The organism is Pseudoalteromonas piscicida (genome assembly GCF_002208135.1).
In the GTDB taxonomy this organism is placed as follows: domain Bacteria; phylum Pseudomonadota; class Gammaproteobacteria; order Enterobacterales; family Alteromonadaceae; genus Pseudoalteromonas; species Pseudoalteromonas piscicida_A.
In genome coordinates, this window is record NZ_CP021646.1 from 17,220 (window position 1) to 32,500 (window position 15,281).

15 protein-coding genes and 2 pseudogenes (1 of these 17 only partly in view) are annotated in these 15,281 nt (G+C 44.6%); 11 read left to right on the forward strand and 6 right to left on the reverse strand.

Features of this window, described 5'->3' with window-relative positions:
* Nucleotides 1-15: 15 nt before the first annotated feature.
* From B1L02_RS00065 to B1L02_RS00080, 4 genes and pseudogenes are all read left to right on the forward strand, one after another.
* Nucleotides 16-632, forward strand: a pseudogene (locus tag B1L02_RS00065) (YigZ family protein).
* A 63-nt stretch (nt 633-695) separates the two neighbouring features.
* Nucleotides 696-2,147, forward strand: a complete 1,452-nt coding sequence (locus tag B1L02_RS00070) for a TrkH family potassium uptake protein (RefSeq protein WP_088529454.1) — start codon at nt 696-698, stop codon at nt 2,145-2,147.
* Nucleotides 2,148-2,306: 159 nt separating this feature from the next.
* Nucleotides 2,307-2,840, forward strand: coding sequence for a hypothetical protein (locus B1L02_RS00075; RefSeq protein ID WP_223191962.1), 534 nt, complete (start codon nt 2,307-2,309; stop codon nt 2,838-2,840).
* Nucleotides 2,841-2,968: 128 nt separating this feature from the next.
* Nucleotides 2,969-3,652, forward strand: a complete 684-nt coding sequence (locus tag B1L02_RS00080) for a flagellar brake domain-containing protein (RefSeq protein WP_088529455.1) — start codon at nt 2,969-2,971, stop codon at nt 3,650-3,652.
* An 83-nt stretch (nt 3,653-3,735) separates the two neighbouring features.
* Here the strand turns inward: B1L02_RS00080 and trkA are convergent, their stop codons facing one another.
* Genes trkA through def form a run of 4 tightly spaced genes read right to left on the reverse strand, consistent with a single transcriptional unit; the run spans nt 3,736 to nt 7,908 of the window.
* Nucleotides 3,736-5,112, reverse strand: a complete 1,377-nt coding sequence (trkA, locus tag B1L02_RS00085) for a Trk system potassium transporter TrkA (protein WP_088529456.1) — start codon at nt 5,110-5,112, stop codon at nt 3,736-3,738.
* 22 nt (nt 5,113-5,134) lie between these two features.
* On the reverse strand, nt 5,135-6,418 hold the full coding sequence (gene rsmB / locus B1L02_RS00090; protein WP_088529457.1) for a 16S rRNA (cytosine(967)-C(5))-methyltransferase RsmB: 1,284 nt from the start codon (nt 6,416-6,418) through the stop codon (nt 5,135-5,137).
* The gene (fmt, locus tag B1L02_RS00095) at nt 6,415-7,362 is read right to left on the reverse strand and encodes a methionyl-tRNA formyltransferase (protein ID WP_088529458.1); all 948 of its coding nucleotides are present in this window, start codon (nt 7,360-7,362) and stop codon (nt 6,415-6,417) included. The genes rsmB and fmt overlap by 4 nt, the downstream gene beginning before the upstream one ends.
* A gap of 33 nt (nt 7,363-7,395) precedes the next feature.
* On the reverse strand, nt 7,396-7,908 hold the full coding sequence (gene def / locus B1L02_RS00100) for a peptide deformylase (protein WP_088529459.1): 513 nt from the start codon (nt 7,906-7,908) through the stop codon (nt 7,396-7,398).
* A 127-nt stretch (nt 7,909-8,035) separates the two neighbouring features.
* Here def and B1L02_RS00105 point away from each other — a divergent pair, with 127 nt between their 5' ends.
* The 6 genes and pseudogenes from B1L02_RS00105 to hemF all read left to right on the forward strand — a co-directional run bounded on the left by B1L02_RS00105 (nt 8,036) and on the right by hemF (nt 13,042).
* Nucleotides 8,036-9,175, forward strand: a complete 1,140-nt coding sequence (locus B1L02_RS00105; protein WP_088529460.1) for a LysM peptidoglycan-binding domain-containing protein — start codon at nt 8,036-8,038, stop codon at nt 9,173-9,175.
* A gap of 47 nt (nt 9,176-9,222) precedes the next feature.
* Entirely contained in the window at nt 9,223-10,305 is a 1,083-nt protein-coding gene (dprA, locus tag B1L02_RS00110) for a DNA-processing protein DprA (protein WP_088529461.1), read from the forward strand.
* 4 nt (nt 10,306-10,309) lie between these two features.
* The gene (locus tag B1L02_RS00115; RefSeq protein WP_088529462.1) at nt 10,310-10,783 is read left to right on the forward strand and encodes a DUF494 family protein; all 474 of its coding nucleotides are present in this window, start codon (nt 10,310-10,312) and stop codon (nt 10,781-10,783) included.
* Between the two features lie 198 nt (nt 10,784-10,981).
* Nucleotides 10,982-11,548: a type I DNA topoisomerase gene (locus tag B1L02_RS00120; protein ID WP_088529463.1), complete on the forward strand. Its 567-nt coding sequence runs from the start codon at nt 10,982-10,984 to the stop codon at nt 11,546-11,548.
* Nucleotides 11,545-12,122, forward strand: a pseudogene (locus tag B1L02_RS00125) (L-threonylcarbamoyladenylate synthase). The gene B1L02_RS00120 and the pseudogene B1L02_RS00125 overlap by 4 nt, the downstream one beginning before the upstream one ends.
* Nucleotides 12,123-12,130: 8 nt before the next feature.
* Complete coding sequence (hemF, locus tag B1L02_RS00130) at nt 12,131-13,042, forward strand: oxygen-dependent coproporphyrinogen oxidase (protein WP_088529464.1); 912 nt, start codon at nt 12,131-12,133, stop codon at nt 13,040-13,042.
* A gap of 46 nt (nt 13,043-13,088) precedes the next feature.
* Here the strand turns inward: hemF and B1L02_RS00135 are convergent, their stop codons facing one another.
* Nucleotides 13,089-14,696: a methyl-accepting chemotaxis protein gene (locus B1L02_RS00135; protein WP_088529465.1), complete on the reverse strand. Its 1,608-nt coding sequence runs from the start codon at nt 14,694-14,696 to the stop codon at nt 13,089-13,091.
* 105 nt (nt 14,697-14,801) lie between these two features.
* Nucleotides 14,802-15,251 (reverse strand): group II truncated hemoglobin, encoded by a 450-nt coding sequence (locus B1L02_RS00140; RefSeq protein ID WP_088529466.1) that lies wholly within the window; start codon nt 15,249-15,251, stop codon nt 14,802-14,804.
* A gap of 29 nt (nt 15,252-15,280) precedes the next feature.
* Here B1L02_RS00140 and aroE point away from each other — a divergent pair, with 29 nt between their 5' ends.
* On the forward strand, nt 15,281 holds a 1-nt sliver of the coding sequence (aroE, locus tag B1L02_RS00145; protein WP_088529467.1) for a shikimate dehydrogenase. It continues 812 nt past the right edge of the window; a 1-nt sliver of its 813-nt coding sequence is all that appears in the window; only part of the start codon is in view: it crosses the right edge, with 1 base visible at nt 15,281; its stop codon lies off the right edge, out of view.

The window sequence follows — 15,281 nt, forward strand, 5'->3', positions numbered from 1 at the left end:
TTAGTTTGGAACATTATGTCTGAATATTTCATTCCGAGTGAATCAATTAGTCATCACGAGGAAATTAAGAAAAGTACGTTTATCGTGCATTTGGCCCATACGCCAACCATTGAGGATGCGAAAGCGTTTATTAAACAGATTAATGAGGCGTATCCCGACGCAAGGCACAATTGTTGGGCACATATAGCTGGGCCCCCAGGTGGCAGTCATGTGTTAGGGTTTTCTGATGATGGGGAGCCTAACGGGACGGCTGGTAAGCCAATGCTAAATGTGCTGATGGGATCGGGAATTGGTGAGATAACTGCGGTGACGACGCGTTATTTCGGTGGTATAAAGCTCGGCACTGGGGATTGGTCAGAGCCTATGGTGGCACGCTTAATAACGCGCTAGCACAGCTAAGTACCACTAAAAAAGTGCCTGCTTCTATTATTGTTGGCCAGAGTGATTACCATCTTCAAGGTATGATAGAGCAGCTATTACAAAGTCAGTTTACAGTGCTAAATTTAGATAAAGAATACGCTGCTAATATTACCTGGCAAATAGCAGTAGATAGTCGTGAAACACAACAAATCATTGATGCTATTTATGAATTAACCAATGGTGTTGTATTATTTAAGCAACTCAAGGAGTAGGATCTACTTCTTTACATTCACTAATTAACCTCTGGTTAAATAACAAAAAGCGCAGCGTACAAAATGCAATTTCGTACCATAATAAAAATACTCGGGCAGTTGGTCGCTCTATTTAGTATCACTATGGTGCCACCAGCCATTGTATCTTTGATATACAAAGATGGTGGTGGTGTACCTTTTGTTTTAGCTTTTATTTTTAGTGTGCTAATGGGCCTATTTGCTTACTACCCAAACCGCAAGGAAAACGGCGATCTTAAAGCAAGAGAGGGCTTCTTAATCGTCGTCTTATTCTGGCTGGTACTGGGGTCGTTTGCATCATTACCGCTCATTTTCTTAGATAAACCGAATCTATCCCTCGCAGATGCTGTTTTTGAAGCTTTTTCTGGGCTGACAACTACGGGAGCAACGGTATTGACGGGCATAGAGCATTTACCTAAAGCGGTATTGTTCTATCGCCAACAGTTGCAGTGGCTCGGTGGTATGGGGATCATCGTATTGGCCGTTGCTGTTCTCCCTATGCTTGGGGTTGGTGGCATGCAGTTATATCGCGCTGAAACACCAGGTCCAGTTAAAGACTCGAAGATGACACCGCGCATTGCCGATACGGCCAAGCACCTATGGTATATCTATGTGTCTTTAACGGCCGCATGTACAGTGGCTTACTGGATAGCGGGAATGAATTGGTTTGATGCAATTTGTCATGCGTTTGCTACGATAGCCATCGGTGGCTTCTCAACCTATGATGCTTCAATGGGTTACTTTGATAACCCATTTATCAACGTTATTTGTGTCGTCTTCTTGTTGATTGCTGCTATTAACTTCTCGCTACATTATGCTGCTGTATCGAGCCGTAATATTAAAGCCTATTTGCGAGATCCTGAGTTTAAAGTCTTTCTGTTTATTCAGTTAGCGCTAGTGGTGATTTGTTTCGCGGTATTGTCATCAAACGATGTCTATGAAACAGGTGATGAGACCTTAGATCAAGCGATGTTTCAGGCTGTTTCAATTAGCACCACCGCAGGCTTTGCGACTGATAGTTTTTCAACGTGGCCGCTGTTTTTACCTATTCTCTTGATTTTCTCTAGTTTCATTGGGGGTTGTGCGGGCTCTACAGGGGGGGGGATGAAGGTTGTACGTGTCTTCTTGCTTTATTTGCAGGGGATCCGTGAGCTTAATCGTTTAGTGCATCCGCGTGCTATATACTCAATAAAATTAGGCCGCAAGGCGTTGCCAGATAAAGTGGTGGAAGCGGTATGGGGCTTTTTCTCAGCTTATGCGCTGGTGTTTGTGATTATTATGATTGCATTGCTGGGGACGGGACTCGATAACATTACTGCATTTTCAGCAACTGCGGCTTGTCTAAACAACCTAGGTCCTGGGTTGGGAGACGTTGCGGCCCATTATGGCGATATTAGTGATGCCGCAAAGTGGATCCTTACGCTTGCTATGGTCTTTGGTCGCTTAGAAATCTTCACGCTGTTGGTCCTATTTACTCCCACCTTCTGGCGTGGTTAGTCACGCCTATTCAAGTGGGCTTATGTTGATGAAAGCCCACTAATAACAACCAAAGGAAATTTCTCCTCTTTGAGTGTGACAAGTTGTCATCTTATTTTTGAACTTCGCAAAGAAAAAGTTAATAAAAATTTCAAAAACTCGGATTTTCGGGCTTTTCAAGTGTCAGTATTTTTACAACGATTTAACTTGGAGGCGACGATATTGCTTGCCACACGCTTTTCAGACAAAGGATTTAAAGTGATAAAGGGATTTGCTGCTAGCCATGAGCTGGATCTAGGCATGCAGCTTATAGAACAAAGCGTAATGCAGTTGAATAGCTTAATCGATGAAGTCGGTTACTTGCAACACAACAAGCCTATATTAGGAAGTGCTCAATCATACGACTTATTCCATCAAATTGGCTGTGAGAGCGGTATACGATTTGTTGTTCAAGTGATTTCAGAAAATGAGCTTTGGCAAAAACGCCAGATACCAGCGATTGTCGATGATTTTGAGACTGAGGGAGTGGGCTGCTTATTCAAGCATGATGTCTCGGGTATATTATTTGTTGCTAAGCGTAACAGTGAGCCAATGATGTTGTTTATAGCTGATGAAGAGCTTGGCATGCCACAAAGCTCTCTTGAAGTACAAAGCAGAATGATGACCCTAAGAGACGGCGCGGTAATGCTCAAAAGTCACTTCCTAGTGAAATAGGTGACCCTTTTTTAGGTATTGTTGGTAGTCGAAGCGTTGTAATTAATTTGAATTCAGTTTTAAATGGCCTTCCGCTAAAACTGCTACAATAAAAATGTAGTAGAGTTAACTCAGGAAGGGTTGGATCCATGTTAAACACTCAGGAGGTTGGGCAAGATACTTTGCTCACCGCTATCAGCGCTGGAAGTATTGTTGATTTAGAAATTTGTTTACCGGCAAATAGCAAAAGAGTAAAAACAGAATATGTCGGTATGCTCCAAGGGGCGTTTTTAATTCTTAACCATCCCAACCCTAAGCGATTAGGCGCGGCGCTGGACTTTGTGATGGAAGGGACTTCGGTTATCGTCCGAGCTTTGCTCGAAAATGGCGATGGCCAAGTCATTGCATTCAAATCGCAAATTAAAGCGGTCTCAGTCCATCCCGCGCGGCTTATTTTTCTTTACTTACCCAATAAAGTACAAACTTACAAACTTCGCTCGCAAAACCGGGTGCCAACCTTAATCCCCGCAAAGTTTCACTGTCATGGTATTAAAGATGTTGGGGTAATAAAAGACATCTCACTTGCTGGATTACAGCTAGATTTAACATCGATTGATGCCGAGCACATGGAAGAGGGATTAAAATGTGAGGTTTTCATTGAAGGAAAGGAAGGGAATCAGATCACGCTAGAGGGGGATATTCGGCGCATAAAAAGTTATGAAAAAATCGTCTCTTTGGGTATTCACTTAACCTCAGATCCAGACATAATCCGTAGCGTATTGAAAGATTACCTAATCGATTTATCTATTTTTCAAGACCAACAAGATAACTAGCGAATATGGCGCTTTACACCATTTGGATTAAGAAAATGAGCTAATTCCCCTTCAAGTTGATTGAGGAACTAATTCAATTGGCATTAAACAAATAAAGCGCTTACCTGGAAGAGTTTTTCTACAACACCGATTTGCTTTTTGTCGATCAGGAACATAATCACATGGTCGCCAGAGAGAATAATGGTATCGTCATGAGCGATCAGTACATCTTCATCACGGACAATCGCTCCGATAGTCGCACCCGGTGGTAATTTGATCTCTCGAATTGCACGACCGACAACCTTAGAGGTGTTTTCATCACCATGTGCGACGGCTTCAATTGCCTCTGCGGCACCTTTACGCAATGAATAAACGTTAACGATATCACCACGGCGAACATGGGTTAGCAGCGCTGAGATAGTCGCCTGCTGCGGTGAGATGGCAATATCAATGTCGCCACCTTGCACGAGGTCAACGTAGGCACCACGTTGAATAAGCGCCATGGTTTTTTGCACGCCCATTCGCTTTGCAAGCATCGCGGCCATAATATTGGCTTCGTCGTCGTTAGTGACTGCGATGAATACGTCTACTTGTTCAATATGCTCTTCTGATAACAACTCTTGGTCTGATGCATCGCCACAAAACACCACTGTATTATCGAGCATTTCAGACAATTGCGTGGCACGAGCTTGATTACGTTCAATGAGCTTGACGCTATGATTCTTGTCTAATGAACTGGCCAGTCCCGCACCTATGTTACCGCCACCGGCAATCATAATTTTCTTGTAAGAGCGTTCAAGCTTTTGCAACTCGTTCATGACGGCGCGAATATGCTTAGTTGCGGCGATAAAGAACACTTCATCATCGGCTTCAATTACGGTGGTGCCGAGTGGCTTGATGGCTTTACCTTGACGATAAATAGCGGCAACGCGGGTATCGACGTTTGGAATATGCTCTTTCAATGCAGAAAGTGCATAGCCAACAAGTAAACCACCGTAATAAGCTTTAACCGCAACGAGTGATAGCATGCCCTCAGCAAATTGCAGCACCTGCAGAGCGCCAGGATAATCTATCAACCTACGGATGTATTGAGTGACTAGCTGCTCTGGTGCGATGTAATGGTCGACTGGTAGGTCGTCATTGTGAAACAGCTTTTCTTTGTACTTTAAGTATTGCTCAGAGCGGATCCGAGCAATTTTGGTCGGCGTATTGAAAATACTATAGGCAACCTGACACGCAATCATATTGACTTCATCCGAGCTGGTTACGGCGATTATCATGTCGGCGTCTTCAGCACCTGCTTGGCGTAAGATCTCAGGGTGAGCACTGTGGCCAGTGACGCCCTGTAGATCGTATTTGTCTTGCAGCTCTCTTAAGCGCTCGCCATCGATGTCGACAACGGTAATTTCATTTTCTTCACCGACGAGGTTTTCTGCCAGTGTCCCGCCGACTTGGCCGGCGCCTAAGATGATGATTTTCATATTGATTACGGTCGATTTTCTATTATTGTTTTGTCAACTTTGCGTAGTAAAACCCATCACTCAATCCGGGTAATAGCTGCAAGCCTGGTTGTGCTTCTGTGTCTGCATCATGTAAAGGTATGAGCTTCGCATCAAGGGTCGCAGAAAGAAAACGTGCGATCTGTTGCTGGTTCTCTTGTGGCAGTACCGAGCAGGTAGCGTAAACTAGTGTGCCACCGGGTTTAAGCAATGGCCAGATTTTATCAATAATTTGTGCCTGTAACGTCACCAAGTTATCAATATCAGAAGCGCGTCTTAGCCATTTGATGTCCGGGTGTCGTCTAATAACGCCAGTTGCAGAGCAAGGAACATCCAATAAGATGCGATCATATTGCTCGCCATCCCACCATGCTTCGGGGTCACTTGCATCGCCCTCAAGGCACTTGGCCGATAAACCGATACGCTCAAGGTTTTGCTCCACACGTTGTAAGCGATCACCATCAGCATCAATGGCAGTCACTTCGGCGTCTGCTAACTCCAAAATATGGCAAGTCTTGCCACCTGGGGCTGCACAAGCATCAAGAATACTCTCACCTTCTTGTGGCGCTAATAATCTCGCGGCTTTTTGGGCGGCGGCGTCTTGCACTGAGCAAGCGCCAGCGGCAAACTGTGGTAACGCATAAACGTCAATCGGGCTATCAAGCAAAACTCCGTCTGGGTATTCGCTATGAAGCTGATAGGTTATCCCTTCTTGGTCTAGCATTGCTGCGTAGTCTGAAGTAGAAAACTGGGATTGGTTTACACGCAGCCACATTGGTGCTTGTTGTTGATTCGCCTCTAAAATAGCTTGCCACTGAGTAGGGTAAGCTGCTTTAAGTTGATTGATAAACCAGCCAGGGTGGTTGTATAAACAAGCAGGGATCTCTGCAGCACTGGTTTCTAGTTCGACCTGATGACGTTGGAAGCTGCGTAAAATTGCATTAACTAAGCCTTTCATGCCGGGCGCTCTTAGTGGCGTGAGTGCGTTTACAGTTTCGGCTACTGCAGCATGAGCTGGTACGCGCATATGTTGTAGTTGGTAAATACCCACATACAGCAAAAACTGGAAAACACGGCGCTTACCTTTAAGCGGTTGCTCAAGTAACTGCTGGCAATAGTGTTCAAGTGAAGGCAAATATCTTAATACGCCGTAGCAAATTTGCTGTAGCAAGGCTTTGTCTTTACCGTCTAACTGGCTGGTGGCAAGTGGTAATTGAGCACTTAACGACGCGCCTTTATCGACGACTTGAAATAGGGTTTGGGCAGCGAGTGCGCGTACATTACTCACGCGTCACCAACCTTAGCACCCAGTGCTACCCAGTCGGCACGACCATTTAAAAAGTCTTGTGCAGACATTGGCTTTTTACCTTGTGGTTGCAAGGTGTGAATTTCCAATGCCTGTGTGCCACAGGCAATTACGATACCATGCTTATCTGCGCGTAGCACATGTCCTGCATCACCTTGCTCGTCAACTACCTTCGCCTGCCAAATCTTGACGCTGTTACCTGCCATATTGGTAAAGCAAACCGGCCATGGATTAAATGCACGAACGTTACGCTCAATTTGCACAGCTTCCATCTGCCAGTTAATGTCGGCTTCTTCTTTGCTTAGCTTCTTAGCATAATTCGCTAGTGTATCGTCTTGCTTTTCTGGCGTGATCTCGCCCGCTGATAAGCGTGCTAGCGTATCAATAAGCGCGTCAGGTCCAAGTTCGGCAAGCTTGTTGTAGAGATCTGCACTAGTATCAGTAGCTGTAATAGGGCAGCGGGCGATATGCAACATATCACCGGTATCTAGGCCCTCGTCCATTTGCATGATCGTTACGCCAGTTTCATTGTCGCCAGCCCAAATAGCACGCTGAATAGGCGCAGCGCCTCGCCATCGTGGTAAAATTGAGCCATGAACATTCAGGCACCCGAGTCGTGGAGTATCTAAAATGGCTTTTGGTAATAATACCCCGTAGGCAACAACAATCATGACATCGGCGTCAAGCGTGGCTAGTTCTGCCTGTGCTTCCGGTGTTTTTAATGATTGCGGTTGTAGCACTGGCAGGTTGTGTTCTTGTGCTAGCACTTTTACTTCACATGCTTTGAGCTTTTTGCCACGTCCAGCTGGGCGGTCGGGCGGGCAGTACACTGCCACGACGTCATGTTGTGATTGAATAAGTGCGTCAAGATGGCGCGCTGCAAAGTCTGGCGTGCCTGCGAAAACGATACGCAAAGGATTACTCACGAAATACCCTAAAGTCAGTTAGTTGGAGATTGGTTAAGCTTGCTTTGCAGCGAACTTAGCTTCTTTTTCAAGCTTCTTACGAATACGATCACGCTTTAGAGGCGATAGATAATCGATAAATAGTTTGCCAACTAAGTGGTCTAGTTCGTGTTGAATACAAACGGCAAGTAAACCATCAGCGTCTAACTCAAACGCTTCGCCTTTATCGTTCGTTGCTTTTACCGTGACGGTTTCCGCGCGATCTACTTTTGCGTATGAGTATGGCACTGACAAGCAGCCTTCTTCACTCACAGTAGAACCATCGCGTTTGGTTATTTCTGGATTGATTAATACGCGCGGCTCATTGCGCTCTTCAGAAACGTCAATAACAACGATTCGCTGATGAATATCAACTTGCGTAGCCGCAAGGCCGATACCATTTTCATCATACATGGTTTCCAGCATGTCTTTAACTATTTGACGTACTTCGTCATTAACCTCTGCTACAGGCTGTGCGACAGTGCGTAAACGCTCATCTGGGAACTTTAAAACTTCTAATATGGCCATGATTACCCTAAGTCAATTTATCGTGTAAGCTGTTGTAAGCTAGTGTATGGTCTTATTTTAGCCATTCAAGTTCCCCTTTAACAGGTTTTGGTGGATAATAACCAAAAATAACCACAAGGAAGCCATCATGAAATATCCGATTGCTGCATTAATACTCGCTAGCTGCTCAGTCTTCTCTGTGAGAGCGGACACTCTGGCCGTCAAAGCAGATGCGCCACAGCGCTATGTGGTGAAAAAAGGCGATACCTTGTGGGATATTTCAAAAATGTACTTACGCTCTCCATGGAAGTGGAAGCAATTGTGGCAATGGAACCCTAGTATTCAAAACCCAGATCTGATTTACCCGGGAGATAGCCTTAAGCTACTCTACGATGAAAATGGTAATCCAATGCTGGTGTTAGACAAAGGCGTGAAGAAGCTGTCGCCGCATGCGCGTATTGTTAACCAAAAATCGACTGCCATTCCTACTTTGCCACTACCCATCATGGAACCGTTTTTGCGTTTCGAGCAAGCGCTTTCTGAATCTGAGTTTTCTGACAGCCCGATTGTACTGGGAGCTAACCGCAATATTAAAAATGCGACTCCAGGTCATCTTCTATATATCAAAGCTGATTTAGTTAAAGGCGGGCACTATGCCATCTATCGTCGCGGTGAAATCTATCGCACGTTGGAGGGTCAACAGAAACTAGGTATGGAGGCGGTGCTGGTTGGCACAGGTCATGTGGTCGAGCAAGGTGATCTGGCTGCGGGACGCCCAGCAAAGCTACAGTTAGAAGTTGCCAAGCAAGAAGTCAGAGCCGGGGATATTGTGCTGCCCCTATCTACAGGACAAAGCTTTCCGGCACAGTTTTCTATGTCTCGTCCAAAGCAGCAAACTTCAGGCCGCATTATTGCCAGCGATAACAAACTTAGAGAGTTTAGTACCATGAGTGTTGTGGTGCTTGATGTAGGGAGTAAAGCACAACTAAAAGAGGGACATGTCCTTGATATTATAAGGCAGTCGCCTACAGTTATAGAAAGTCAACATGGTCCGCGCTATATAGAAGATGCATCACGACTCGACAAGATGATCACTGAAGTGGGATCTTGGTTTGGTGAGGACAACGATGACGATAGCGTGGTATGGCATATGCCAAAGGAAAAAGTCGGTGAGCTAATGATCTTTAAAGTGTATGAAGACTTAAGCTACGCAATGGTAGTTGAGACTTCGGAGCCGATCCGTATTGGTGATCATGTACAAGCATTCAAGGAAACCGCCAGTAACTAAGTGGTAGTATTTCTCCTTGAATGAGTCAGTAAACTCAAGGAGAGAGTATGAAACAAACTCAATTAGCTCAAGCTTTGGCGTTAACTTTGTGTCAAGGGTTGGGTATCAAAACCATCACAGCATTACTTGATCAAGTCTCCCTCACGCAATTATTCACGTTAAGCAAAGTTGAACTTTGCGAACTTGGGCTACAAGAAAATGTTGCCACGAATCTAGCACGCACAGATTGGTCTCGTATTGAGCGCATACTGGCTTACTGTCAACGTCAGCAAATTTATGTTGTATCATTGTTTTCTCCCGAATATCCCGAGCAATTAAAAGAGATCTGTCACCCTCCCTTGGTGCTATTTTGCAAAGGGAATACAGCGTTATTAAAACAACCACAAATTGCAGTTGTCGGTAGTCGTAGTTCAACGAGAACTGGCCTTGGGCTTGCACATGAATTTGCACAGGGCTTAAGTCGCTCGGGGTTGGTGGTGACATCGGGTATGGCGAGAGGGATTGATGGCGCAGCGCACCAAGGTGCACTTGATGTTCAAGGAGGAACTATTGCCGTGCTAGGTACAGGCGTTGATGTTGTTTACCCCAAGCGTCATCAACGGCTTTATGAAGACATCGTGCAGCATGGTTTGGTGGTGAGTGAATTCTTACCAAATACTCCGGCAAATAGTAATCATTTTCCGCGGCGTAATCGCATAATCTCGGGTTTATCTTTGGGTGTTTTGTTGGTTGAAGCCGAAGTAAAAAGTGGCTCGCTAATTACCGCACGCTATGCACTGGAGCAAAACAAAGAAGTGTTTGCGATCCCTGGCTCAATAAAAAATCGATTAAGTAGCGGTTGTCATTACCTGATTAAGCAAGGGGCAAAACTCACCGAAAATATTGAGGATATTTTGGAAGAAGTGAGCTTTTTTTGTGAAAACAGTCTATATAGTATAGAAATAGGGGAGCAAAAAGAGGAGCAATGTCCCGTATTAGAAAACCTTGGCTTTGAGGTGACGTCAGTTGACACTTTAACGCAAAGGACCCAGTGGCCAGTAGAGCAGGTGATTGCCAGACTATTGGACCTAGAACTCGAAGATAAAGTAGAGCGTGTACTCGACGGCTACATAAAACTCGCGAGGGGTTAAGAAGATGTTTGATATTCTAATGTATTTATTTGAGAACTATATTCACAGTGAGGCAGAAATCTTTGTCGAACAAAATGAACTCACCGATGAACTCCTTCGCGCCGGCTTTAATCAAGGCGAAATATACAAAGCGCTTGATTGGCTTGAGCAACTTGCAGATTTACAGCACAGTGACGAAAACCCCTACTTAAATGCTAAACCGGATCATGCAACACGGATCTACACCGACAGCGAATGCAATATGCTAGACGTAGAAAGCCGTGGCTTTTTAATGTTTGTGGAACAAGTCGGAGTCATTGACAGTACCACCAGAGAAATGGTGATGGACCGCTTATTCGCGTTAGATAAAATCTATATCAGTCTAGATGACTTAAAGTGGGTGATACTAATGGTGCTATTTAATGTGCCGGGTAAAGAACATGCTTATGCGCAGATGGAAGATCTGATTTTTACCGAGCCTGCATCTGTAGTGCATTAACTCTGCTCTAGCACGACAAGTTTCCTTTGGTAAGTTGAGTTCGAAACCTCAACTTACCGTCTTTCAAATAACACTTCTCGCTTCGTTAAAAATGCTGATATCAAGTATTTGCAGGGGGAATTTCCATCATTTCCTTGACCCTAACAACAAGGCGATTATATTAGGCGCATATTTGCGCAAGCGGGCGGTGGTAAAGCGATGAGTAAAATAGACCATGCATTATTTAATGCAGACAAACATGCATTAGAAAAAGAGTATGAAGTATGCCCAGAATGTGGCTCTGAGCTGGTAATAAAAAACAGCAAAAATGGTCCATTTATTGGCTGCGCTAGCTACCCGACTTGTGATTACATTCGACCGCTTGCACATCATGATAGCCATATAATTAAAGTGCTGGAAGATGTGGCTTGTCCTGAGTGCGGCAAAGATCTAGTGATAAAAAATGGCCGCTATGGCATGTTTATAGGCTGTACAGGGTATCCCGATTGCCACTATATTGGTCATGAAGATGCACCACCCACCGTGGCATTACCCGCGTGTCCAAAATGTCAAAAAGGTAATCTAATTCAGCGTAAAAATAAGTTTGGTAAACACTTCTATAGTTGTGATACTTATCCAAGTTGTAAGTATACCTTGAACGCTAAGCCTCTAGAGCAGACTTGTCCTGAGTGTCATTGGCCCGTGCTGGTGGAGAAAACCAGGGCGGGTAAAGCTGTGCTACAATGCCCACAAAAATCATGTCAAAAGATAGTGGAAATACCGTGAGTAATGTCATTAAAGCGGATGCTGCGACAATAACAACGCCCGAATCAGCACTTCAAGCTGGCGAAGTGATCTGTTATCCGACGGAAGCCATTTATGGTTTAGGTTGTGATCCTGATAATCAAGAAGCGGTCACTAAGTTGCTAACAATCAAATCTAGACCCATAGAAAAAGGGTTAATTTTAATCGCCGACAATTATGGTCAATGCTTGCCCTACGTGGATGACAATAAAATCCCGATGGATAAGCGCGCTGATATTTTTTCATCATGGCCAGGTGCCATTACTTGGTTATTGCCAGCGAAAGCCAGTACTCCACATTGGTTAACTGGGGGCACGACACTATTGCTATTCGTGTTACTAGCCATCCCATTGTAAAGCAGTTGTGTCAACGCTTTGGTAAGCCGATTGTTTCTACCAGTGCCAATATCACTGGTCAAACTCCGGTTGTTTCGTTGACGGAAGCGCGTAGCCAGTTTGGCTCGCAAGTTGGCTATTATGTTGAAGGTGAGTTAGGCGGCAATACAACTCCGAGCGTCATTAAAAATGCAATGACTGGCCAAGTGATCCGAGGATAAAAAGTACCATGAGTAAAGTAAACCTAGAGACCGTAAAAGCCTTTTTATTACAACTACAAGATAATATCTGTCAAGGCTTAGAGGCTGCCGATGGTAACGCTCAGTTTGTTGAAGATGCTTGGGAGCGTGCAGAAGGTGGAGGCGGTCGCACTCGCGTGATCCGTAATGGCGATGTTATTGAGCAGGGCGGAGTAAACTATTCACACGTTTTTGGCGCTTCTATGCCAGCCTCTGCGACGGCGCATCGTCCAGAGTTAGCAGGTAGAAGCTTTCATGCCTGTGGGGTGTCTTTAGTGATCCACCCAAAGAATCCTAATATTCCAACTAGCCACGCCAATGTGCGCTTTTTCATTGCTGAGAAAGAAGGTGAAGAGCCGATTTGGTGGTTTGGTGGTGGTTTTGATTTAACGCCATTTTATCCCGTTCTTGAGGATGTGAAGCACTGGCACCAAGTTGCAAAGGATTTGTGCGCACCATTTGGTGACGCGGTATATGGTGACTACAAAAAGTGGTGTGATGAATATTTCTATTTAAAACATCGAGATGAGACTCGAGGTGTGGGTGGTTTATTCTTTGATGACCTAAATCAATGGGGTTTTGAAAAAAGCTTTGCCTTTATGCAAGCTGTTGGTAATGGCTTCCTTGATGCTTATCTGCCGATTATTGAAAAACGCAAAGATACACCGTATAGCGAACAGGAGCGTCAATTCCAGCTATATCGTCGAGGCCGTTACGTTGAATTTAATCTGGTATGGGATAGAGGCACGTTGTTTGGTCTACAAACGGGTGGACGTACCGAGTCTATTTTAATGTCGATGCCACCATTGGCACGCTGGGAGTATGACTTCCAGCCAGAGCCAGGATCGAAAGAAGCTGAGCTGTATAATTATCTTACGCCAAAGAATTGGCTGGCGATGTAATAGAGTAAAAAGGAGCCGAGGCTCCTTTTTTAGTTTTAGTGTTCACTTAGCTTAATTTAAATCCTCGCACTTGCTCATCCAGATCGCGCGCAAGGGTGAGCAACTCTTCACTGATCTGTTTAGAGCCATGGGCATCAACTAGCGAGCGCTCAGCATTATCGCTAATCGCCACTACGCTACGATTGATTTCTTCAGCGGCCAAGTTTTGTTGCTCAGTGGCATCGGCAATTTGTAGGTTTAAGGTATTAATTTCGTGCATCTGTGTCGAGATGTCTTTAAGCGCTTGGGCCACTTTCTTGACCTGATGTGCTCGGTCATCTGCTTCTTCGCAAGAAGCACTCATTGCTGCCACGGTTTGCTGTGCCTCGGACTGTAACTTATCGATAGTACGTTTGATTTCATCGGTTGAATCATGTGTACGTGTCGCAAGTGTTCTGACTTCGTCCGCAACAACCGCAAACCCTCTACCAGCTTCCCCGGCGCGTGCGGCTTCTATTGCTGCATTAAGCGCTAAGAGATTGGTCTGCTCCGCGATACTACTGATCACTTCGAGTACTTTACCCACTTCTAGTGTTTGTGCTTGAAGCTGAGAAACTTGCTCTGCAGCTTGCCTGACATCTTGTGCTAATTGGTTGATACTTTGCTCGGTATGATTAGCAACAGCCATACTTTCCTCTGCGAGGTGATTGCTGCTATCCGACTTTTCTGATGCAAAGTGGGTGGTATTTTTTACTTCACTTGAAGAGCTTTCAAGCTCATTGATCGCTGCTGCAACAGAGTCTGTCCCTTGTTTTTGCTCTTGAATGGCCAGCTCGGTAGTTTCCGCTGAGGCATATATAGATTCTGCTGAGTGAATAAGTATTTTCGAAGAGTTGGATAGCTGTGCAATATTGTCTTTAAAGCTATCCATCATTTTATTGAAGTTAATCGCCAAGCGTCCAAGCTCGTCATCGACTTGGTCGTCTATTCGTAGCGATAGGTCTTTATTCGTTGTTGCGAGGCGCATGGTTCTGCCTAGCGTTTTTAGTCGTACAATAAAGAGCTTCCTAAAAAGCACGCCTAAAATCACAAACGTAGTAATAAAGATGGCGGAGAGGAGGGCTGTGCTAAGCCACGTATTAGTGTGTACCGTATTATCAATATCATCCAAAGAGTAGCTGATCCGCACAACACCGAGCACATCACCTTCCTTTGCCTGATGACAACCCAAGCAATTTGTTCCTTTATAGCTTTCTTTGGCCACCATCGGCTTTAAATAAGTCATGATGCGACTACCGTCGCGCTGTTCAATAACTAAGGTTTCTTTTCCGTTCAATGCATCAAACTCAGCCTCAGAGTTAGGTGCTTGATTTGCATTACCTGGACCGTAAAGCTTATTAACTTGCTCGGAGCGGATAATATGCGCGTCTTCGATATTTGGATGATTGCGAATTTTATCACTCAGAATTTCACGGTTTGCCATGGTGCCGGTCAGCATCATAGTATTGATAGAGTCAAAGTAATTATCTGCCAGTAGCTTAATATTACTTTCGACTGTTTCTTCAGCGAGCGTCTTTTGTTGACTGCTGCTACTAAGGATACTGGCAATCAAGACGAGCACGCCCGTCACTGCCAATAACACATAAATTTTATGTTGAATAGATTTCACACGCATCGCACCTGTACACAATTAGAACAGGGATTATGCATCTCTACTCAAGAACGGGATTTGACCTAGCGCAAAATAGCCGTGTAATTTTAATCAACCAATACTTTAGTCTTATTCTTGATTAATCATATGTGTCGCAAGCTGAGCGAGGGACTGCCTTAATCCTTCTCTTAATAATGGATTTCCTACCTCTAAGTCTAATGCTTTATTCATACAGTGCATCCATTGATCCCGTAAATCTTGGTCGATAGGAAAGGGCATATGGCGCATTCTTAAACGTGGGTGCCCATATTTCTCCGCAAAAAGGTCTGGGCCGCCTAACCAACCAGAAAGAAATTCAAAAAATACCTGCCTGATCCTATCTAACGGTTGCGGATGCATATCGTAAAGCGGCTTTGCATAGGGATCGGTTGCCATAATATCGTAAAAGCGGTTAGCAAGATCGCGCGCGCCTGGTTCTCCACCAATGATTTCATAAGGTGTTTTTTCTGGAGTGGGGGCACTATTTGTTTGTTCTACGGTTGCATCTTTATTAAAGATACGTTTAATTAACTGCTTCATAATGACTCTTTCAAGGCGCTCTTATAACGA

Excerpts from the sequence above, each read along its gene's own strand:
- B1L02_RS00070 (WP_088529454.1), top strand. The coding sequence starts at position 696 with ATGCAATTTCGTACCATAATAAAAATACTCGGGCAGTTGGTCGCTCTA.
- B1L02_RS00080 (WP_088529455.1), top strand. The coding sequence starts at position 2,969 with ATGTTAAACACTCAGGAGGTTGGGCAAGATACTTTGCTCACCGCTATC.
- trkA (WP_088529456.1), bottom strand. The coding sequence starts at position 5,112 with ATGAAAATCATCATCTTAGGCGCCGGCCAAGTCGGCGGGACACTGGCA.
- def (WP_088529459.1), bottom strand. The coding sequence starts at position 7,908 with ATGGCCATATTAGAAGTTTTAAAGTTCCCAGATGAGCGTTTACGCACT.
- B1L02_RS00105 (WP_088529460.1), top strand. The coding sequence starts at position 8,036 with ATGAAATATCCGATTGCTGCATTAATACTCGCTAGCTGCTCAGTCTTC.
- dprA (WP_088529461.1), top strand. The coding sequence starts at position 9,223 with ATGAAACAAACTCAATTAGCTCAAGCTTTGGCGTTAACTTTGTGTCAA.
- B1L02_RS00115 (WP_088529462.1), top strand. The coding sequence starts at position 10,310 with ATGTTTGATATTCTAATGTATTTATTTGAGAACTATATTCACAGTGAG.
- B1L02_RS00120 (WP_088529463.1), top strand. The coding sequence starts at position 10,982 with ATGAGTAAAATAGACCATGCATTATTTAATGCAGACAAACATGCATTA.
- hemF (WP_088529464.1), top strand. The coding sequence starts at position 12,131 with ATGAGTAAAGTAAACCTAGAGACCGTAAAAGCCTTTTTATTACAACTA.
- B1L02_RS00135 (WP_088529465.1), bottom strand. The coding sequence starts at position 14,696 with ATGCGTGTGAAATCTATTCAACATAAAATTTATGTGTTATTGGCAGTG.
- B1L02_RS00140 (WP_088529466.1), bottom strand. The coding sequence starts at position 15,251 with ATGAAGCAGTTAATTAAACGTATCTTTAATAAAGATGCAACCGTAGAA.